Annotated in this window: 16 protein-coding genes; 14 read left to right on the top strand and 2 right to left on the bottom strand. The window is 49.8% G+C overall.

The window, feature by feature from the left end; all coding sequences use genetic code 11:
- Nucleotides 1–35 precede the first annotated feature (35 nt).
- From flgA to fliW, 9 genes are all read left to right on the top strand, one after another.
- The gene (gene flgA, locus ACNI29_RS02460; RefSeq protein ID WP_419780600.1) at nucleotides 36–1,040 is read left to right on the top strand and encodes a flagellar basal body P-ring formation chaperone FlgA; all 1,005 of its coding nucleotides are present in this window, start codon (nucleotides 36–38) and stop codon (nucleotides 1,038–1,040) included.
- A gap of 21 nt (nucleotides 1,041–1,061) precedes the next feature.
- On the top strand, nucleotides 1,062–1,760 hold the full coding sequence (locus ACNI29_RS02455) for a flagellar basal body L-ring protein FlgH (protein ID WP_419780599.1): 699 nt from the start codon (nucleotides 1,062–1,064) through the stop codon (nucleotides 1,758–1,760).
- 58 nt (nucleotides 1,761–1,818) lie between these two features.
- Nucleotides 1,819–2,952, top strand: a complete 1,134-nt coding sequence (locus ACNI29_RS02450) for a flagellar basal body P-ring protein FlgI (protein WP_419780598.1) — start codon at nucleotides 1,819–1,821, stop codon at nucleotides 2,950–2,952.
- Between the two features lie 281 nt (nucleotides 2,953–3,233).
- The gene (locus ACNI29_RS02445; protein WP_419780597.1) at nucleotides 3,234–3,956 is read left to right on the top strand and encodes a rod-binding protein; all 723 of its coding nucleotides are present in this window, start codon (nucleotides 3,234–3,236) and stop codon (nucleotides 3,954–3,956) included.
- Between the two features lie 78 nt (nucleotides 3,957–4,034).
- Nucleotides 4,035–4,514 (top strand): flagellar export chaperone FlgN, encoded by a 480-nt coding sequence (gene flgN / locus ACNI29_RS02440; protein WP_419780596.1) that lies wholly within the window; start codon nucleotides 4,035–4,037, stop codon nucleotides 4,512–4,514.
- Nucleotides 4,514–6,637 carry a flagellar hook-associated protein FlgK gene (gene flgK, locus ACNI29_RS02435; RefSeq protein ID WP_419780595.1) on the top strand — a complete coding sequence of 708 codons (2,124 nt, stop codon included), beginning with the start codon at nucleotides 4,514–4,516 and terminating at the stop codon, nucleotides 6,635–6,637. Before flgN ends, flgK begins: the two co-directional genes overlap by 1 nt.
- 34 nt (nucleotides 6,638–6,671) lie before the next feature.
- Nucleotides 6,672–8,240, top strand: coding sequence for a flagellar hook-associated protein FlgL (gene flgL, locus ACNI29_RS02430; RefSeq protein ID WP_419780594.1), 1,569 nt, complete (start codon nucleotides 6,672–6,674; stop codon nucleotides 8,238–8,240).
- Between the two features lie 145 nt (nucleotides 8,241–8,385).
- A complete protein-coding gene (gene csrA, locus ACNI29_RS02425; RefSeq protein WP_419780593.1) occupies nucleotides 8,386–8,625 on the top strand; it encodes a carbon storage regulator CsrA in 240 nt (79 codons plus the stop codon).
- Nucleotides 8,601–9,044: a flagellar assembly protein FliW gene (fliW, locus tag ACNI29_RS02420; protein WP_419780592.1), complete on the top strand. Its 444-nt coding sequence runs from the start codon at nucleotides 8,601–8,603 to the stop codon at nucleotides 9,042–9,044. The genes csrA and fliW overlap by 25 nt, the downstream gene beginning before the upstream one ends.
- 140 nt (nucleotides 9,045–9,184) lie before the next feature.
- Here the strand turns inward: fliW and flgM are convergent, their stop codons facing one another.
- A complete protein-coding gene (gene flgM / locus ACNI29_RS02415) occupies nucleotides 9,185–9,484 on the bottom strand; it encodes a flagellar biosynthesis anti-sigma factor FlgM (protein WP_419780591.1) in 300 nt (99 codons plus the stop codon).
- A gap of 58 nt (nucleotides 9,485–9,542) precedes the next feature.
- Nucleotides 9,543–9,959, bottom strand: a complete 417-nt coding sequence (locus tag ACNI29_RS02410; RefSeq protein WP_419780590.1) for a DVU0524 family FlgM-associated protein — start codon at nucleotides 9,957–9,959, stop codon at nucleotides 9,543–9,545.
- Nucleotides 9,960–10,192: 233 nt separating this feature from the next.
- On the opposite strand from ACNI29_RS02410, the gene ACNI29_RS02405 reads away from it, so the two are divergent.
- From ACNI29_RS02405 to mtnA, 5 genes are read left to right on the top strand one after another with little or no spacing between them, the layout of a single operon-like run.
- Nucleotides 10,193–11,044, top strand: coding sequence for an NAD(+)/NADH kinase (locus tag ACNI29_RS02405; RefSeq protein ID WP_419780589.1), 852 nt, complete (start codon nucleotides 10,193–10,195; stop codon nucleotides 11,042–11,044).
- Nucleotides 11,045–11,050: 6 nt separating this feature from the next.
- Nucleotides 11,051–12,796, top strand: coding sequence for an ARMT1-like domain-containing protein (locus ACNI29_RS02400; RefSeq protein ID WP_419780588.1), 1,746 nt, complete (start codon nucleotides 11,051–11,053; stop codon nucleotides 12,794–12,796).
- Between the two features lie 6 nt (nucleotides 12,797–12,802).
- A complete protein-coding gene (locus ACNI29_RS02395; RefSeq protein ID WP_419780587.1) occupies nucleotides 12,803–14,083 on the top strand; it encodes an MltA domain-containing protein in 1,281 nt (426 codons plus the stop codon).
- Nucleotides 14,084–14,122: 39 nt separating this feature from the next.
- The gene (gene gatB, locus ACNI29_RS02390) at nucleotides 14,123–15,568 is read left to right on the top strand and encodes an Asp-tRNA(Asn)/Glu-tRNA(Gln) amidotransferase subunit GatB (RefSeq protein WP_419780586.1); all 1,446 of its coding nucleotides are present in this window, start codon (nucleotides 14,123–14,125) and stop codon (nucleotides 15,566–15,568) included.
- Between the two features lie 15 nt (nucleotides 15,569–15,583).
- Nucleotides 15,584–16,624 (top strand): S-methyl-5-thioribose-1-phosphate isomerase, encoded by a 1,041-nt coding sequence (mtnA, locus tag ACNI29_RS02385; RefSeq protein WP_419780585.1) that lies wholly within the window; start codon nucleotides 15,584–15,586, stop codon nucleotides 16,622–16,624.
- Nucleotides 16,625–16,704 lie beyond the last annotated feature (80 nt).

The following is a 16,704-nucleotide window of genomic DNA, read 5'->3' as shown; positions in this document are numbered from 1 at the left end:
CCTGCTCTCCGGGTAATTTAAGGATGGATTTAATCATGACTAAGGCAGATTTGATCATAAACTTTCGCAGGTTAGCACTGATGCTTCTGGTGGCTGCCGGGCTGGCTGCTTTTGCAGCTTCCCCTGCCATGGCTTCGAAGCAGAACACCGACTGGCGGATCAAGATTAAATCTGCCGCCGTGGTCAACAATCCCCGTGTTACACTTGGCGATATTGCCGAATTCTACGGCGATCTTCCGGAACAGACCAAGGCCGACCTTTCAAGTGTCGAGCTGTGGAATGCTCCGGGCAAGAGTCGTAAACCGGTGCGGGTAAATCGCGACAAGCTGCGCGTTATCTTGCAGCACTATCTAGGTGAACTGGTTCGTAACTGCATTATTCCGTCTACCCTGACCATGCAGTCCGGCGGCAAGGTTATGTCGCAGGAAGAGCTTAAAAGGGCCGTTGTCAAAGTTATGACCCCATATGCAGAAGCCATGGGCGGAGACTACAAATTCAGGGATTTCAAGCTGCCGGCACACTTGTTTTTTAAAGATTCCATGGACGGATTGAGGGTCCAGATCCCCCGGGCCCTCAAACCGGGAAACAACAGCTTCAAAATGCAAGTTGTCAGCATAGACGGGCGGGTGTTGCGTCAGTTGGCCGGGACGGTCTTCGTAGACCTCTGGGCTCCTGTGCCCTGTCCGGTGCGGCCCATCAACCGTAAAGAAGTGATTACTCCTGATTTGATTACCTGGAAGAGCAAGAATATGGCCCACATGGGCAATAAAGTCTGGGATGGAAAGGGCGGCCCTTGGAGGGTCAAGATTCCCGTAGGAACCGGCCAGCCTATCATGCGCTCTTCAATTGAACCTGCCCCGGTCATCGCAAGGGGAGATAAGGTTACCCTCATGTTTCGAAGCAAGCACCTGAAGCTGACTGTTCCGGTGGAATCCCTTGAGGACGGCGGAGTAGGGCAGACTATTACGGTCCGTAATTTGCAAAGTAAGCGTAAAGTGGTTGCGACTGTTGTCAACGCCCAGACAGTTCAGGTTAAGTAACTAAGCGGAGGAATGAATAAGATGAAAAAATCAATACTGGCAATTCTGCTCTTCACGGCCTTTTGTGCTGGGTGTTCCCCTGCCAAGCAGGCTCCGACACCGATGCCGGTCATGACTCCGCCTGCGCAGTACGAACCGGAACCCATGAATAACCCCGGTTCCCTTTTTGCGGCTGCTGATTCTGAATATCTTTTTGATGACAACCGCGCCCGCCGCATCGGCGATATCGTGGTCGTCACCGTTTCCGAAACCAGTAAAGGCAAGCACACATCCGACTCCAAGGCTGAAAAATCAAACGATACCAGTTTGAGCGTGACAGGTTTCAGTGCCGGTATTGCCACTGCCATAGATCCCTTCAATATGAACGGTGCTTCCGGTGATAAACCCATGATCGGTTCTGCCACTTCAAATAACTTTTCGAGCAAGGGTGAGACCAAAAACGAGTCAACTCTCACCGCTTCTGTAGCCTGCCGAGTTGTCCGCATTCTTCCGGGGAACGTGATGCAGGTGGAAGGTGCGCGTCAGGTGCGCATCAATGACGAGACACAGGTTCTGGTTGTGCGCGGGCTTTTGCGCCACCGAGATATCGGTCCCAGTAACACTGTTGCATCCAACTATCTGGCAGATGCACATATCGAAGTCTACGGGCGCGGCATTCTTGCTGACAAGCAGAGACCCGGATGGCTTTCCAGAGTTCTCGACAACGTATGGCCCTTCTAGTCAAAGGGCTTGGCTTCTGAAAGGTTTTATAGAGTCATAGTGATTAATGGAGGAAAGGATGAAGTTCGCTAACAGGATGAACAGTATATCGGCAGGGCTGGCGGCAGGCTTACTGCTTATGTTCATCGTTCTCATGCATGCGCAGCCAGCGGAAGCTGTCCGTTTGAAGGATATCTCTTCTTTCAGTGGCGTGCGTGACAACGATCTGGTCGGATACGGACTGGTTGTCGGTCTTTCGGGAACGGGTGACGGAACCAACTCCGCGTTCACAATTACCTCCATGATCAACATGTTGGAAAAAATGGGTGTGCAGGTTGACCGCAGTTCCATCAAGCCCAAGAACGTAGCCGCAGTTATGGTTACTGCCAAGATGCCTGTTTCCGCCAAACCCGGTGCTCCGCTTGATGTAACTGTTTCCTCTATCGGTGACAGTAAGTCTTTGTTCGGCGGCGTGTTGTTGATGACTCCCCTGAAAGGGATTGACGGCAAGGTCTACGCCCTTGCTCAGGGAGCACTCACTGTGGGCGGTTTTTCCGCAGGCGGCGAGGCTGCCACAGCATCCAAGAACGTGGTTACCGTTGCCCGTATTCCTTCCGGTGCTACCATTGAACGATCTGTTCCTTTTCAGTTCAACCGTCAGCAGAAGATTACTATCAACCTCGGTGTATCCGATTTCGGAACCACTATGCAGGTAGTGAAGAGAATCAACAATGTTGTGGGCGGTTCCTATGCCAGCGCAGTGGATGCTTCCACTGTAGACCTTGCTATTCCGGATCAGTTCCGGGGTAACATGGTTCCGCTCATGGCTGCCCTTGAAAATATAGAAATTGCACCTGATACCAAGGCGAAGGTCGTAGTCGATGAAAAGACCGGTACTGTGGTTCTGGGGCGGAATGTGCGTCTGACGAAGGTCGCAATCGCCCATGGCAATCTGCAGGTGGTCATTGCTGAAGGTGCGGAAGTAAGCCAGCCCGGTCCGTTTGCTCCGGAAGGTGCTCAGACTGTAACTACTCCCGAAACCGATTTGCAGGTCGAAGAGGACAACAACAGACTCATGCTTGTTGAAGGTGCCACCTTGCAAGAGCTGGTTGACGGGCTTAACGCCATCGGTGCAACTCCCCGTGACCTGATATCCATCCTCAGGACAATGAAGGTTGCCGGAGCACTGCACGCGGAACTGGAAGTTATTTAAATCTAAGCTGATCAGCACAGCAACAAATAATAGATTATTAAGCCCGGCAGTTTACTGCCGGGCTTTTTATTTGGCTGAATTATGGGCGTACCAGCTCAGTCAAAGTCCTGACTAAACGGCTTGGAAGGCGTTTTATTTGCAGGAAATAGATAGGATGCGTTTGTGTTAAGCTAGTGTTTATAGTTGTTTATTGTTTATGGCGCGCAGTTTGCAAAGATGGAGTTGAAAGTGGTCCGGGCGGGAATAGTCCGGGGCCATGCATAAACTGGAGGAAAGCTAAAATGATAGAAAGCGCAATGAACACCGCTACTGCAAAGGCTAATGCCGAAAGCAGGGAACTGGAAGGCTTTAAGAATAAGCTGACCACTCTCAATGACCGGCTTTCCGGTGGAAAGGATGTTGATAAATCGCTCCGTGATGCTTGCAAAAAGTTCGAAGCGGTTTTCATGGGCAAGATCTGGCAGCAGATGCGCAAGAACGTTCCCAAGAGTGGATACCTCAGTAATCGTTACGAGCAGCAGTACACCGCCATGTTCGATAAGGACTTTTCTGAAAAACTGGCCGAGGGCGGCGGTATCGGATTGGGTGATATGCTTTATGACCAGCTGCGGTCAAAGCTGGACAATGCCAGCAAATCCACCCTGCCGGGAACAGGCAACTCCACAGCCCTTAAGACTCTTGATGATGTAGGGCGTCAAGGTTCCATTCATGGAACCCGTCTTGCCTCCATCAATGATGACGCCTCGAACGGTTTGCCGGGCATTCCCATGCCTAAGCCGGGCATCTCTCTTGAAGATGAGGATTTTACCTTTGGGCAGCGTGTTGAGCGTCAGGTGAATAGTGAGAAAGCTGCTGATCCAAAAGAACGGCCTCCTTTGAGCAGGACCGAGGCCATGGCGAAAATCGAAGAGCTGGCCCGTAAGATTGAGAAAGAGCACGATACTAAAGTTTATGTGCAGGGTGTTACTGCCGAGGAAATTGGCAGGAAACTTGCTGGTATATAAATAAGATTTTGTTAAGAAACGTAAGTAAAAGACAAAAAGTCTTTAAAAATAAGGTTTTAAACAGGGAGGAGAGGAACAATGATCAAGCTTATACAGGCAAATCTTGACAGGCAGTCCAAGGCAGTCTTGTTGCTCTCTATGCTTCTTCAGGAAGAATTTTCCCTGCTCATGAAAAAAGACCCGCAGGGCGTAACCGGAGTAGAGTTGGTAATTCAGGAGCTTATGCGTCAGATCTCTGCAGAGCGGATGTCTATGAGAGCTTTTGTTCAAAAAATTGACCCCTCCGCACAGAGACTCGGACAGGTTCTTCCCGCCATTGAGGATGTCCAGCGAAAGGAAATAGAAAAGCTGCTGGGCAAAATTGATGATTTTGAACAGAAGTGCGGTGTACAGGCCACCAAGAACCATCAACTGGCACAGGCTCTTTTGGAACAGTCTTCCTCAATGCTGGAATTTCTGCACAAGGAAATTACTCCCAAGCAGCAGAATGTTTATTCCGCACGGGGACGCTACTTCAATCCCAAGCCGCAGGCTGCTTTAGTTAACGGGAGGCTCTAATGCCTGGTGTTAATTCCTTGCTGAATTTGGGCACAGGGGCCCTTTTCGCATCCCAGTCGGCGATTTCTGTAACCGGTGATAACATTTCGAATGTTAACACCGAAGGATATTCCCGCCGTAATGTTCGTCTCGAAGAGAGCATGAGCATTAATTACAATCCGGGCCAGATCGGAACCGGAGTACGTGCTGCTGAGATTTATCGTAATTTCGACCAGTTTGTTGAGAACAGCTATAACGATAAAGCTACCATGCGTGAACGCTGGGATACTTTGTACAATACTCTGAGTAGTGTTGAGTCCCTGTTTAACGAATCCAAGGGATACGGGCTTAACTCCAGTCTGACCAAATTTTTCAATGACTGGCAGGATCTGAGCCAGCGTCCAAATGACGCAGCTTCCCGCCAGCAGTTGCTTAACGATACCACGAACCTTGTCAACTCCCTGCACAGTATGCAGAACGACATGACCCGCTATCAGCAGCAGGTCGAGGATTATATCAAGCAGGATGTAGCCAAGGCCAATGACATCATGGACCGCATCGCAGAGATCAACCAGCGTATCAACGTTGAGCAGGTTGACGGCCAGAATAATCCTAACGCCCTTTATGATGAAAGAGCGGTCCTGATTCGTGAACTTTCCGAGATCATGGATACCAAGATGATCGATAACGGAAAGGGTAATATCACTATCCTGACCGGAGCCGGGCAGACTCTGGTGGACGGCGATAAGCATTTCAGTATTTCTTATGACGGACCGCAGAGCCAGAATAATCTGAGTTCTACCTCAACATTCGACGGTCAGGCCTATTTCGCCGGTTCCAGTGAGTTTGAATACACTCTGGAATGCGTGACTGCGGGTGATGTAAGCGGTACCCCGCCTGCCGAGTACAGGGCTTCCCTTGACGGCGGAACTACCTGGCTCAAGGACGAAAACGGGAACGTTAAGACTTTTGAAGCTAACAGTGATACCGGAGCCATTCAGGTTGAAGACCTCAAGATCTGGTTCGGTACCGGTTCGGATTCCACTGCTACTCCTGCCAACCCCATGGCCAAGGGCGATAAGTTTACCATCGTACCCAAGAGTGCTTTGTACTGGGTTGAGAATACTTCCACCAAGGAAAACATCACCCCGCAGATTAACTTTGCCGGGCAGGATAATGAAAGAAGGATTACCGGTGGTTCTTTGTCCGGCTACTTCAACTTTCGTGATAACGCAGTAGGCAGATACAAAGAGCGTATGGACGCTGTGACCAAGGAACTGGTCTGGCAGACCAACCGTATCCACTCTCAGGGTGCAGGGCTGAAGCCCCATGTCTCCTTAGAGGGAACCTACGGTGTGGAAACTGATTCAGTGGCACTGGGTAGCGGTTCTTCCGGGCTGCCTTTTGCGGACAGGCTCCAGTCCGGTAACTCGCTGATGTATTTCTATAACTCTACTACCGGAGCCATGGAAGCTTCCGGACAGATTGATTTCAGCACAATCACCCCTCCGGGTGTGCAGAATTTTGATCCTTCGGTCCACTCCCTTGAGGATGTGGAGAAGGCTATTAATGATACCTTCGGTACTTATGTGACTGCATCCATCGTTAACCATAAGCTGCAGATTAACGCTGATAACGGCTATGAGTTCCAAATGGGGACCGACACCTCCGGCTTATATGCGGCTCTTGGTCTGAATACTTTTTTCAGCGGTTCCGAAGCAGTGGATATTGAAGTTAACGGTGCGGTGAACGGTGATGTCGATTTCATCAACGCCGGACACGTCAACGGCGCAGGTGAAGCTAACGAAGGCGACAATACCAATGCCCTCAAGATGAAGGAAATGGGGATGACCGATCTGGATATCACCACTTCCTTTGACGGGACCACCAAACAGACCCTGGTCGAATATTACGACGGGACTGTCGCAGTTGTCGGTGCGGATACCGGGACTGCAAAGTTTAATTATAATTTCCAGAATACGCTCGCATCCGATCTTAATGATAAGCAGCAGTCTGTTTCGGGTGTGAACATTGATGAAGAGATGAGTAACCTGATCAAGTACCAGCATTCATACACTGCTGCGGCGAAGTTGATCACAACTGCAGACCAGATGCTTCAGACCCTGCTCGGGATGAAGAACTAAAAGTGTTGCTTAATAAGGCTGAGGGAGAAAGGCTATGAGAGTATCGCAGCAAATGCTTTTCAATACGTATATTTCTAATATGAATACGTCTTTGACCAATCTGGTTGAGACAAATATTCAGGCGCAGACTCAGAAGAAGGTTAACCGACCTTCTGATGACCCTGTGGGCATGGCCCGTATTCTCGATCACCGTGAAACCCTCGCTACAGTTAAACAGTACCGGGATAACATTGATACCGCCAAGGGGTGGCTCTCTCTTTCCGACACTACCCTGACTCAGGTTTCGACCATCCTGACCCGTGCCAAGGAACTGGCCGAGCAGGGGGCATCCGGCACACTGACTGACGACAACAGGGAACAGATCAGTTACGAAGCACGACAGCTTTTCCAGCAGTTGGTCTCGCTCGCCAACACCGAGTACGAAGGCAAGAGTATCTATGCCGGGCATAAGGTGGAAGATAATGCCTTTGCTGAACGGCTCTGGATGACCACCAACGATCCCAATGTTTCCTCGCAGGATTTCACAATTACCGGCAGTGCGGAAAAAACTATAGTGGTCCAGTTTTTGGACAACGGGGTCATCGGTACTGACCCTAATATCAGATATCGCTATTCCAAGGACGGCGGTGATACTTTTGTTGACGGTGTTTTGACCGGAACAAGTAATACACTTGATTTCGGCGGCGTGACCATGACTCTTGAAAACGGCACTCCGGTAAAAGAAACCGCAGCAGGCAACACCAATGATACTGACGGTACATGGATGTGGATACGTCCGACAGCCGTTTATAAGGGTGATGATGAAGATGCCATTGATGTAGTGGGCATGAATACCGATCTCGGAGGCGGCAGAACCAAGGCAGAAGGCAGTTTCTCCAAGGATGTCGTGGTCAGGATTGATAATACCACAGACCTCGCCAGCCAGATTGATTATTCCTACAGTCTCGATGGTGGCGTGACATGGACTGATGGTAATGTGAAGACCGCTGACGGTGTGGCTTCCAATGCGGTGCTGACCATTCCCGGCGGTACTTTGACTATTTTTTCAAATACCGGTGGCGGCGGAACAAATGCTCTCGGCTCCGGAGCACAGTTTGTTGTCCACCCTGACACTGCGGCTATGAATGTCCAGATTCAGGAAAACGAATATGTGCGCATCAATGATGTGGGCAAGGATATTTTCGGCGGGGTTTACCAGCAGCCCGGTGCAACCGAAGCCAGTGTAGTTTTCAGTGGCGACAGCATGCTTGTGGGCAGTAATAACACGGCTACCCAGAATATGTTTGAGACAATGGGTAACCTTGTGGCCTTTCTGGAGACCAACAACCAGACGGGAGTTCAGCAGTGCCTCGAAAGTCTTAATCTTTCCCAGAAGCATATCCTGACCAAGGCAGCTGATGTCGGGGGCAGGGAGAACAGGCTTGCTGTGGCAGATCAGGTTCTTTCAAGTCTTGAGCTTAACGAGAAGGACCGTATTTCGCATATTGAGGATGTGGATGTGGGTGAGCTTATGACCAAGCTTTCCCAGCAGCAGATTGTTTATGAGGCGGTGCTGAAGAGTTCCTCCATGATTATGAAGATGAAGCTGCTTGATTATATATAATTTTATTAAATGTAGATAGTTGTGCTTGCCCGCAAGGGGATACTTGCGCTAAGACAGTCTCAGTGCTGGAAATGTTCTTCATAGTGGAGGGCATTTTCGATCAAAGCAGAAACAATCCAAAAGGATTATTTACACACATATTGATATGCTTATTTTGACCCGGAGACCGGGGGAAGCCCTATACCTGGATGACAACATAAAGATCACGGTATTAAGTGTTCAGGGACGGCAGGTTAAGCTGGGCCTTGAAATACCGACCGAGACTACTGTCTACAGGGAAGAGGTTTACCTCAAGATTAAAGAACAGAACCGTTTGGCGCTTGAAAACACAGAGCAGGATCTTCTTGCTGCGACCGAGTTATGGCAAAAGAAAGAACAAAAATAATCAGGACCCGTATCGGGGAAAGGGAAATTACCGACGACGGTATTATTTATTTTTCCCGTGGATTGATCGGCTTTGACGACAAAAGGGAATTCGCCCTGATCCAGATCAGCGAAAGCTCTCCTTTTCTTCTTCTGCAAAGCCTTGAAGATCCGGGATTGGGTCTTCTGGTGGCTGATCCCTACAGCTTCATGGACGATTACGAAGTCCGCTTGAGTGAAGCTGAAAAAAGAATTTTGCGGGTGGAAAATATCCGTCAGATTGCAGTTCTTGTAACCGTGACCATTCCCCCGGGAAGGCCGGATGAGACGACTCTTAACCTCGGTGGCCCCATTGTGATCAACTCTGAGGCTAAGCGGGGCATGCAGGTTCCGCAGGTGGACTCCAAATATCCGACACACTTCCACCCGGCGAACGATTAATCCTTTAAGTTCGGGGCATAAATTATATTTATGCCCGTGACTTAAGGCGTTGCCGGGTCAGCAGTGCGGGAAATCTCCCATTATATGACAAGCTTTTAAAGCGGTGGAATCCTCAAAGGGTTTCACCGTTTTTCATTTGTTCAGCGTAAAAAATCAACTTCATCGCGTATAAGGTTCATGGCCGTCTTGCGAATATCCGGCTTATAAGTACCTGAACGCACTTGTTCCCGCAGGTCTCTCACCTTCTGTTCTCTGGTATCCGGGCTCTCGGTGGCGGTCTGCCGTGCGGTTCCGAGGAGCTTAGCCTGTGACGAGACATTAACAACGTCCCGGCTCGGAGCTGAACTCTGCTGCTGGCTCTGAGTCTTGTCCGCAGCGTTGTTTACCCGGTTTTCAGAGTAGGCCTTGAGAGGGGTCTGGCTATACTGGTTAATCTTCATAATCCCCTCCGGGGTTACCAAATTTACAATAGTATGAGGTTGTCTGGAGCGGCCAGCATCAGAGCATGGTCCGGTCTACCTTGTCCAGTGTGATCTCCCAGAGACGGTTCATGACCTGCGCCTTTTCTTCGCGCGGGAGGTCAAAAACGCCTTCCGGGGTTTCTTTTAGAACTTGTACATCGCTACCGTCGAGTGGGTACTCGAAAACATAGCGGTCACCGAAATCAAGTTCCAGCTGTTCTAATATATCGGACACTACCGGATTTTCATTACCCGAGACGATTAAATTTTCTATAATTTCCCGGGAAACCTTCTCCACAAGCTCTCTGCGCCTTGCCTGCCTGGAAATAGTGACCGTGTCAGGAGACTCGGACCGGTTCAGGGCACGCCTGAATCGGGCCAGTCGCTTGGCGCTGGTCAGCTGCTTGCCATATGTTCGCAGCATATTACGTATTTCAGCAGGGTTGTTAGCCACAGTATATAATCCTCCTCATATACAGTATCGGCAGGTTTCAATATATACTTTAGGGTAAATTAAGGAAAAAAATGAAATATGTTTTCTTTTTTTTACAGTGGTTTAGGTGGGGATGGAAAAATAAGCTTAGAATCTGTGCAAAAAAAGTATAGTAGAAGAAGATAAGTTTTTATTCTTTATTTAAGGCAGCAAACAGTTGAATCTTGGGCCTCTTTCTAATAGGAGAGTTGTCTATGTCAAATAGTCAAGGTTCTGTTTTAATTGTAACCAAATCCGGCGGCGGGACTGCCGCTGAACTGGGTGGGGAGATTTCCGGCTGGCTAAAGCAGCGCGGTGTGGAATCACGGACAGTTGAACATCCGTGTCCTCCGGCTCGCATTAATGTTTCGGCATACCGGGAAAAAACTATGCTCGTGCTTGTCCTCGGCGGGGACGGTACTTTTATCAGCGTTGCCGGCAATGTAATTGACTGGCAGGTCCCGGTACTGGGCATCAATCATGGCCGGGTCGGTTTTCTGGCCGAGGTGCTTCCTGATGACTGGGAAACCGCGTTGGAAAATTTCTTCAGCGACGAACTTGATATTTCCCTGCGTACTGCATTCGATTACGAAGTGCAGCGAGGTAACGGGATTGTTGCACGCGGCGTCGCGATTAATGATCTGGTTATTTCCCGCGGGGCGGTTGCCAGAATTATTTCCCTCGACATCGGCCAGAAAGGGCAGTGGATTAAAAATCTGCGCGCCGACGGCTTGATTATCTCCACCCCTACAGGTTCGACCGCATATAATGTTTCCGCAGGTGGGCCTCTTGTTCATCCCGAGTTGGCGGCTATGTGTGTGACCCCGGTCTGTCCATTTCTTAATGGTATAAGGCCGATGGTTCTGCCTGTGGATACCCCGTTGACTATTGATGTGGGCGAGGCTTCCGGGGATGTTTACCTCACAGAGGACGGACGTGTTCCCTATCCTTTGAGTGAAGGGTATCGCATTGTTGTTTCCCGTCATAAGAATGAGCTTATGCTGGCTCGCATCCGCAGCAATACTTTTTTTGAAAAACTGAGAAGCAAGGGCTTCCTTACGGAGTAGACCCCAGTGAGCATTCTGCCTGATTTTCCCTCTATTAAAAATCTCAAATATGGCGAAGACCCGGTTTTTGATGCCTGGCTTCTGCATTTCATGACCGCAAACCATTTGGAGAGCAGCATTGATCCTGTCAAAAATGCTTCTCCTGAACAATTGAGCTTTATGGTTGCCCTTGAGGATGATCAGGTTTTTGCTCCCTGCTCGGATTGGCAGTTCAATAGACTGGTTACACCGGGATTGGAAGAGGATCTACTCGATGTTTATGTTTTTGTCTGGCGGGCTTTGGTCAAGCTGGTCAGAAACCATGTGTCCGACCGTTACCAGCGTAAGCTGATTCTGAATCTTTGCCGTCACAAATTCAGGCAGGCTCTTGACTCTTCCATTATGATCCCTTTACGGCTGCTCAAGAATATGATCACCATATTCCTTTCCCGCAGTGGTCTTGATGACCCTTATCGCAATCGCAAAGAATTGCTTTTCAGCCGGGGTAAAGCCTTTGTTGAAAGTGATTTTTTCAAGCAGTCTATGGAATCCTGTCCGTATCCGCCGCCGGACTGTGAAAATCTCGCTGATATGCGTTTCGAGTTGGATATGATTGAACTGGAGCGTATTTTCAGGCTTTCCAGTCTGCCGGATCAGTGGAGTCAGGCCTTGTTCGGCGAGGATTATAAGGTTTTTTCTAAAATGTATGGCCGTGACGAAGTTGATTTCAGCGCGGTGCGTGACCTCTTTCACGATAATGGCGGCGGGCTAAAAATTTTATTTATACCGGATGAAACCGGCGGGTTGATGGCAGACCTGCTGATGATCAAGTCCTTGCTGCGTCAGGGGCATAGCGTGATCCTCGCCCTGAAGGAAGGTTTCTGGTTTGATTCACCTACCTATTGGGACCGTGACAGTAACCATCTGTTGGCCGAGGCCCTGAAGGATGCCTTGTTTATTTCCGAGGAACGCATTTCCAAGAATGATCTGCTGGCCAGCTTGCGGGAGAATCCTTTCGTAGTTATCTCTGACGGCACGCGTGAACGGCTTAATCTCATTCGTTGCAGCGTGACTTTTGCCCGTGCATGGAAGGAGTCAGACCTGATTCTGGCCAAGGGCTGGGGCAATAGACGCAGGCTGATTGGTAACAGCAATCTTTTTACCCGCGATATAATTTGTTTTTACCGTAATCTTGAAGGTAGGTTTAAACTTGAATTCAAGGCCAAATCTCCTAAGGTAAATAAATTCACCGAGGCTGGAATTTCCGCCAAGGCAAATGAAATTATCGCCGAGATGCAGCAGGCGCGCAGCGAGCGTAAAGCGGTCATGTTCTACAGCGCTATCGTTGGCAGTATCCCCGGTCAAGTGGACACAGCCATTAAGGTTTTGAATACTTTTGTGGGCCATCTGCGCGACAGGCTGGCTGACACTTACATTATCAACCCGGCGGAATATTTTGAAGAAGGCATGGATGCTGATGACCTTATGTTCATGTGGGAGAAAGTTCAGCGTAGCGGATTCATCACCATCTGGAGATTCCAGACTTATGCCGATATCGAAGCCAGTTTTGAATTGATGGGGGAGAAAGTCCCTCCGGTCTGGGCCGGTAAGGATGCTACTTATTCCACCGGTTGTACCAAGGAAATGCACATTGCACAGGACGTGCAACGTCGCCACCGTGAACTGCAGATCATCGGACCAGGACCTGATAAATTCCTGCGCCGCCGTGAATATGGAGTCGGGCGGTTCAGCGATGTGGTCATTGAAGCATAAATCCAAATGAAAAAATATATTTCCATCATTAAGTTACTGGTTGTTTTCTGCCTGTTCTCTGCTTTGCTGTGCGGCTGTGCGACCAAGGTCAGCCCGGTCCCCAAAAAGCGGATTGTAACCCAGCGCACAAAAACCAAGGTCTGGAAAAGCAAACGGGAGAGCAATAAATTTGTTGCCGGTCCAGTGCGCTATTCCAAACTTCCGCAGCAGGCTTCAGCCCTCGCTGCGCGCAGGCTTTCCGCGAAAAGCCAGAGCATGAAATCGTGGCGGGAACTGGGGCCGCAGATTCGCAAATCCATTGAATATGTGCAGCGCAACCCGTCCGGAGGCTTGGCCCTCAAACGAAAGGACTTACGCCTCACCTGGGGGCAGTTGCGCAAATCCCTTGAAGATTTGGAAAGGTTGCTGCCCCGGCTGGACCGGAACCCGGAGTTGCTTGGCAAGTATTTTGTCTGGTATGAACTTCAGTCCGGAGCGGAAATGACCGGATATTATACTCCGGTTATCGAGGCCAGTCTGACCAAGAAAGGTCCATATAAGTACCCGGTTTACAGGCTTCCCCCCGACCTGCGTAAAGCTCGTCCGGGCCAGACCCATCCATGGTCCGAGCAGTTGCGTAAAGCTTACCGGGTTGAAAATGGAAAGATACTTCCGTATCATTCCCGCCGTGATATCGACGTCAAGAAGGTTCTTTCCGGGAGAGGGCTTGAGGTCGCATGGCTGAAAGATCCTGTGGATCTGTTCTATATGCATGTACAGGGAGGTGGAGTTTTGCGCCTTCCTGACGGACGGTTACGAACAGCCGTATTCAGCGGCAGTAACGGACTTTCTTTCAAAGGGTTGGGCAGTATCATGCTCCACACCGGGACTCTTAAAAAAAGTCAGCTTTCCCGCGAAAAGATCAAGGCATGGCTGCTTAGCCATCCGGAACAGATGTGGGAGTTGATGGCTAAAAACGAAAGTTACATCTTTTTCAAGATAACCCGCGGGCAGCCGCAGGCCGCTATCGGCAAGTCGCTTAAATCAATGGTCAGCCTTGCTACTGACCCTAAGCTTATCCCGCTTGGTTCCATTGTTTCGTTCCGCACGGATATCTATCCAAAACGTGGACAGCCTTCGCGTCGCGTGAATGGGGTAGGTCTGGCGCAGGATACCGGTAAAGCAATCAAAGGCACTCGCCTTGATTACTACATCGGGACCGGGGACGAATTTAAATATCCGGCGCATCACCTGAAAACGCATGTACCAGTATATCTATTGATAAGTAGATCTGCTTTGCGAAGATAAAAATATTTATAAATCTAGTTTGTAAGGAGCTTATATATAATGACTCAGTTTGAAACAGTAATCGGGCTCGAAGTTCACGCCCAGCTTAAGACCAAGACCAAGATTTTCTGCGGTTGTTCCACTGAATTCGGTAAGGACCCCAACGAGAACGTCTGTGAAGTCTGTTCCGGTATGCCCGGTGTACTTCCCGTGCTCAACGAAAAGGTCATGGAATACGCTGCCAAGATGGGGCTGGCCACCGATTGTACAGTGAATCAGAAATCCATTTTTGCACGTAAAAACTATTTTTATCCCGACCTGCCCAAAGGCTATCAGATTTCCCAGTTCGACCTGCCCATCTGCGAACACGGTCATCTTGATATCTCCTGGGAAGACGCTGATGGCGAAAAGCAGGAAAAGCGCATCGGCATCACCCGTATCCACATGGAAGAAGACGCCGGTAAAAACATTCACTCCGCTGCTGAAAATGCCAGCTTTGTTGATCTAAACCGTACCGGTGTTCCACTGATCGAGATCGTCAGTGAACCGGATATGCGCAGTGCTGATGAAGCTGTTGCCTACCTTAAAGGTTTGCGTTCGATCCTGCTTTACCTCGGCATCTGTGACGGTAACCTTGAAGAAGGTTCCTTCCGTTGTGACGCAAACATTTCCGTTCGCCCGTTTGGTCAGAAAGAATTCGGAACCCGCGCAGAGCTGAAAAATATCAACTCCTTCCGTAACATTCATAAGGCTATCCGTTACGAAGTTGCCCGTCAGATCGACCTCATCGAAGACGGCGAGAAAGTGATTCAGGAAACCCGCCTCTATGATGCGGACAAGGGCACAACCCATTCCATGCGCGGCAAGGAAGAAGCACACGATTACCGCTACTATCCGGACCCGGATCTTGTTCCGCTGGTTATCGCTGACGAATGGCTGGGTGAATGGCAGGCGTCACTTCCCGAACTGCCCGCAGAACGCAAAGCCCGCTTCATTGATGAGTTGAGCCTCAGCGAAGATGATGCTGAACTGATCAGTTCAGAAAAAGACATTGCCGATTACTTTGAAGCAGTGCTCGACACCCACAATGATCCTAAAAAGGTTGCCAACTGGATCAAGGGTGACTTTTTACGTGAACTTAACCAGTCCGAAATGGCTGTCGCCGATTGCAAATTTAAGCCTGAAATGATGGCTAAGCTGATTCAGCTTGTTGATAAAGACGTGATCAGTATCAAGATCGGTAAGGACATTTTCGGTGATGTTTTCGCCGAAGGTCTTGATCCTGAAAAGTACGTCAAAGACAAGGGACTGGTTCAGATTTCCGACAGCTCCTCCCTTGAGGCCGTGGTAGACAAAGTTCTGGCTGATAACCCGGACGAAGTTGAAGCTTTCAAGGGTGGCAAGAAAAAGCTGATGAGTTTCTTCATGGGCCAGATCATGCGCGAGACTAAGGGTAAAGCTAACCCCGGCATGGTCAGCAAGATGATTTCCGAAAAACTTTCTTAACCAAGCGAGATAGAAATGACCGAACATATTCAGTTTTCAGCCGAGAAAGATGCTCTCGTACTGCTTGATCAGCGTTACCTGCCCACCCGTGAGGACTGGTTCGACTGCAAGACCACCGATGATATCGTCGAGGCCCTCGTGGTTATGGTTGTACGCGGTGCTCCTGCTATCGGTGTAACCGCTGCTTACGGCTGCTACCTTGCCGGTCGCGAAGTTGCCGGAAGTGCTGATTGGAAAGCAGATCTGGAAAAGAATCTCGATAAGATCGAAAACGCTCGTCCCACTGCGGTTAACCTGCGTTGGGCAGTGCGTGAGATGAAACGCATCTGGGCTGAAGCCGGTGATGTTTCACTTGATGAACTCTGCGGTATCTGGCTCAAGCGGGCAAAAGAAATCCATGTTGATGACATCCGCATGTGTGAAGACATCGGTAAGTTCGGTGGTGAACTTATGGATGATGGCGATACCATCATGACCCACTGCAATGCCGGTGCGCTGGCTACTGCTGGCTACGGTACTGCTCTCGGCGTTGTTCGCGGTGCTGTTGATCAGGGCAAGAAAGTTTCTGTCATAGCCAACGAAACCCGTCCTTTCCTTCAGGGTGCACGCCTTACCGCATACGAACTGCATCGAGACGGCATCCCGGTAAAGGTTGCCTGCGACAACGCCTGTGCACTGCTGATGAAGAAAGGTCTGGTGCAGAAAGTTGTGGTCGGTGCTGACCGCGTTGCTGCCAACGGTGATGCTGTAAACAAAATCGGAACCTACGGCGTGGCTCTGCTGGCCCGTGAATTCGGTATTCCGTTCTACGTTGCCGCTCCGGTCTACACCATTGACCCCGAAACTCCCACCGGCGACGATGTACCTATCGAAGACCGCACCCCCACCGAAGTAACCCACGTGGGCGATCACCGCATCACCCCCGAGGGTGTGGAAGTTTTCAACTTCGCCTTTGACCCGACTCCCAACGAACTCATCGCCGGGATCATCACTGAAAAAGGCGTGCTGAGACCTCCTTACACAGAGGCTATCAAGAAGCTTTTTGAAGAAGAATAGTTTTAATGCCTCCGGCGGCCAAAGAAACTTTTGGAAAAAGTTTCTCTGGACTCTTCAAAACTTTTTAGTTGGCTTCGCCG

Origin of the sequence: Maridesulfovibrio spiralis (SeqCode), assembly GCF_048571135.1 — a bacterium.
Classification (GTDB): domain Bacteria; phylum Desulfobacterota; class Desulfovibrionia; order Desulfovibrionales; family Desulfovibrionaceae; genus Maridesulfovibrio; species Maridesulfovibrio spiralis.
The sequence above is the reverse complement of the archived record's forward strand: the minus strand, read 5'-3'. Positions and strand labels throughout refer to the sequence as shown.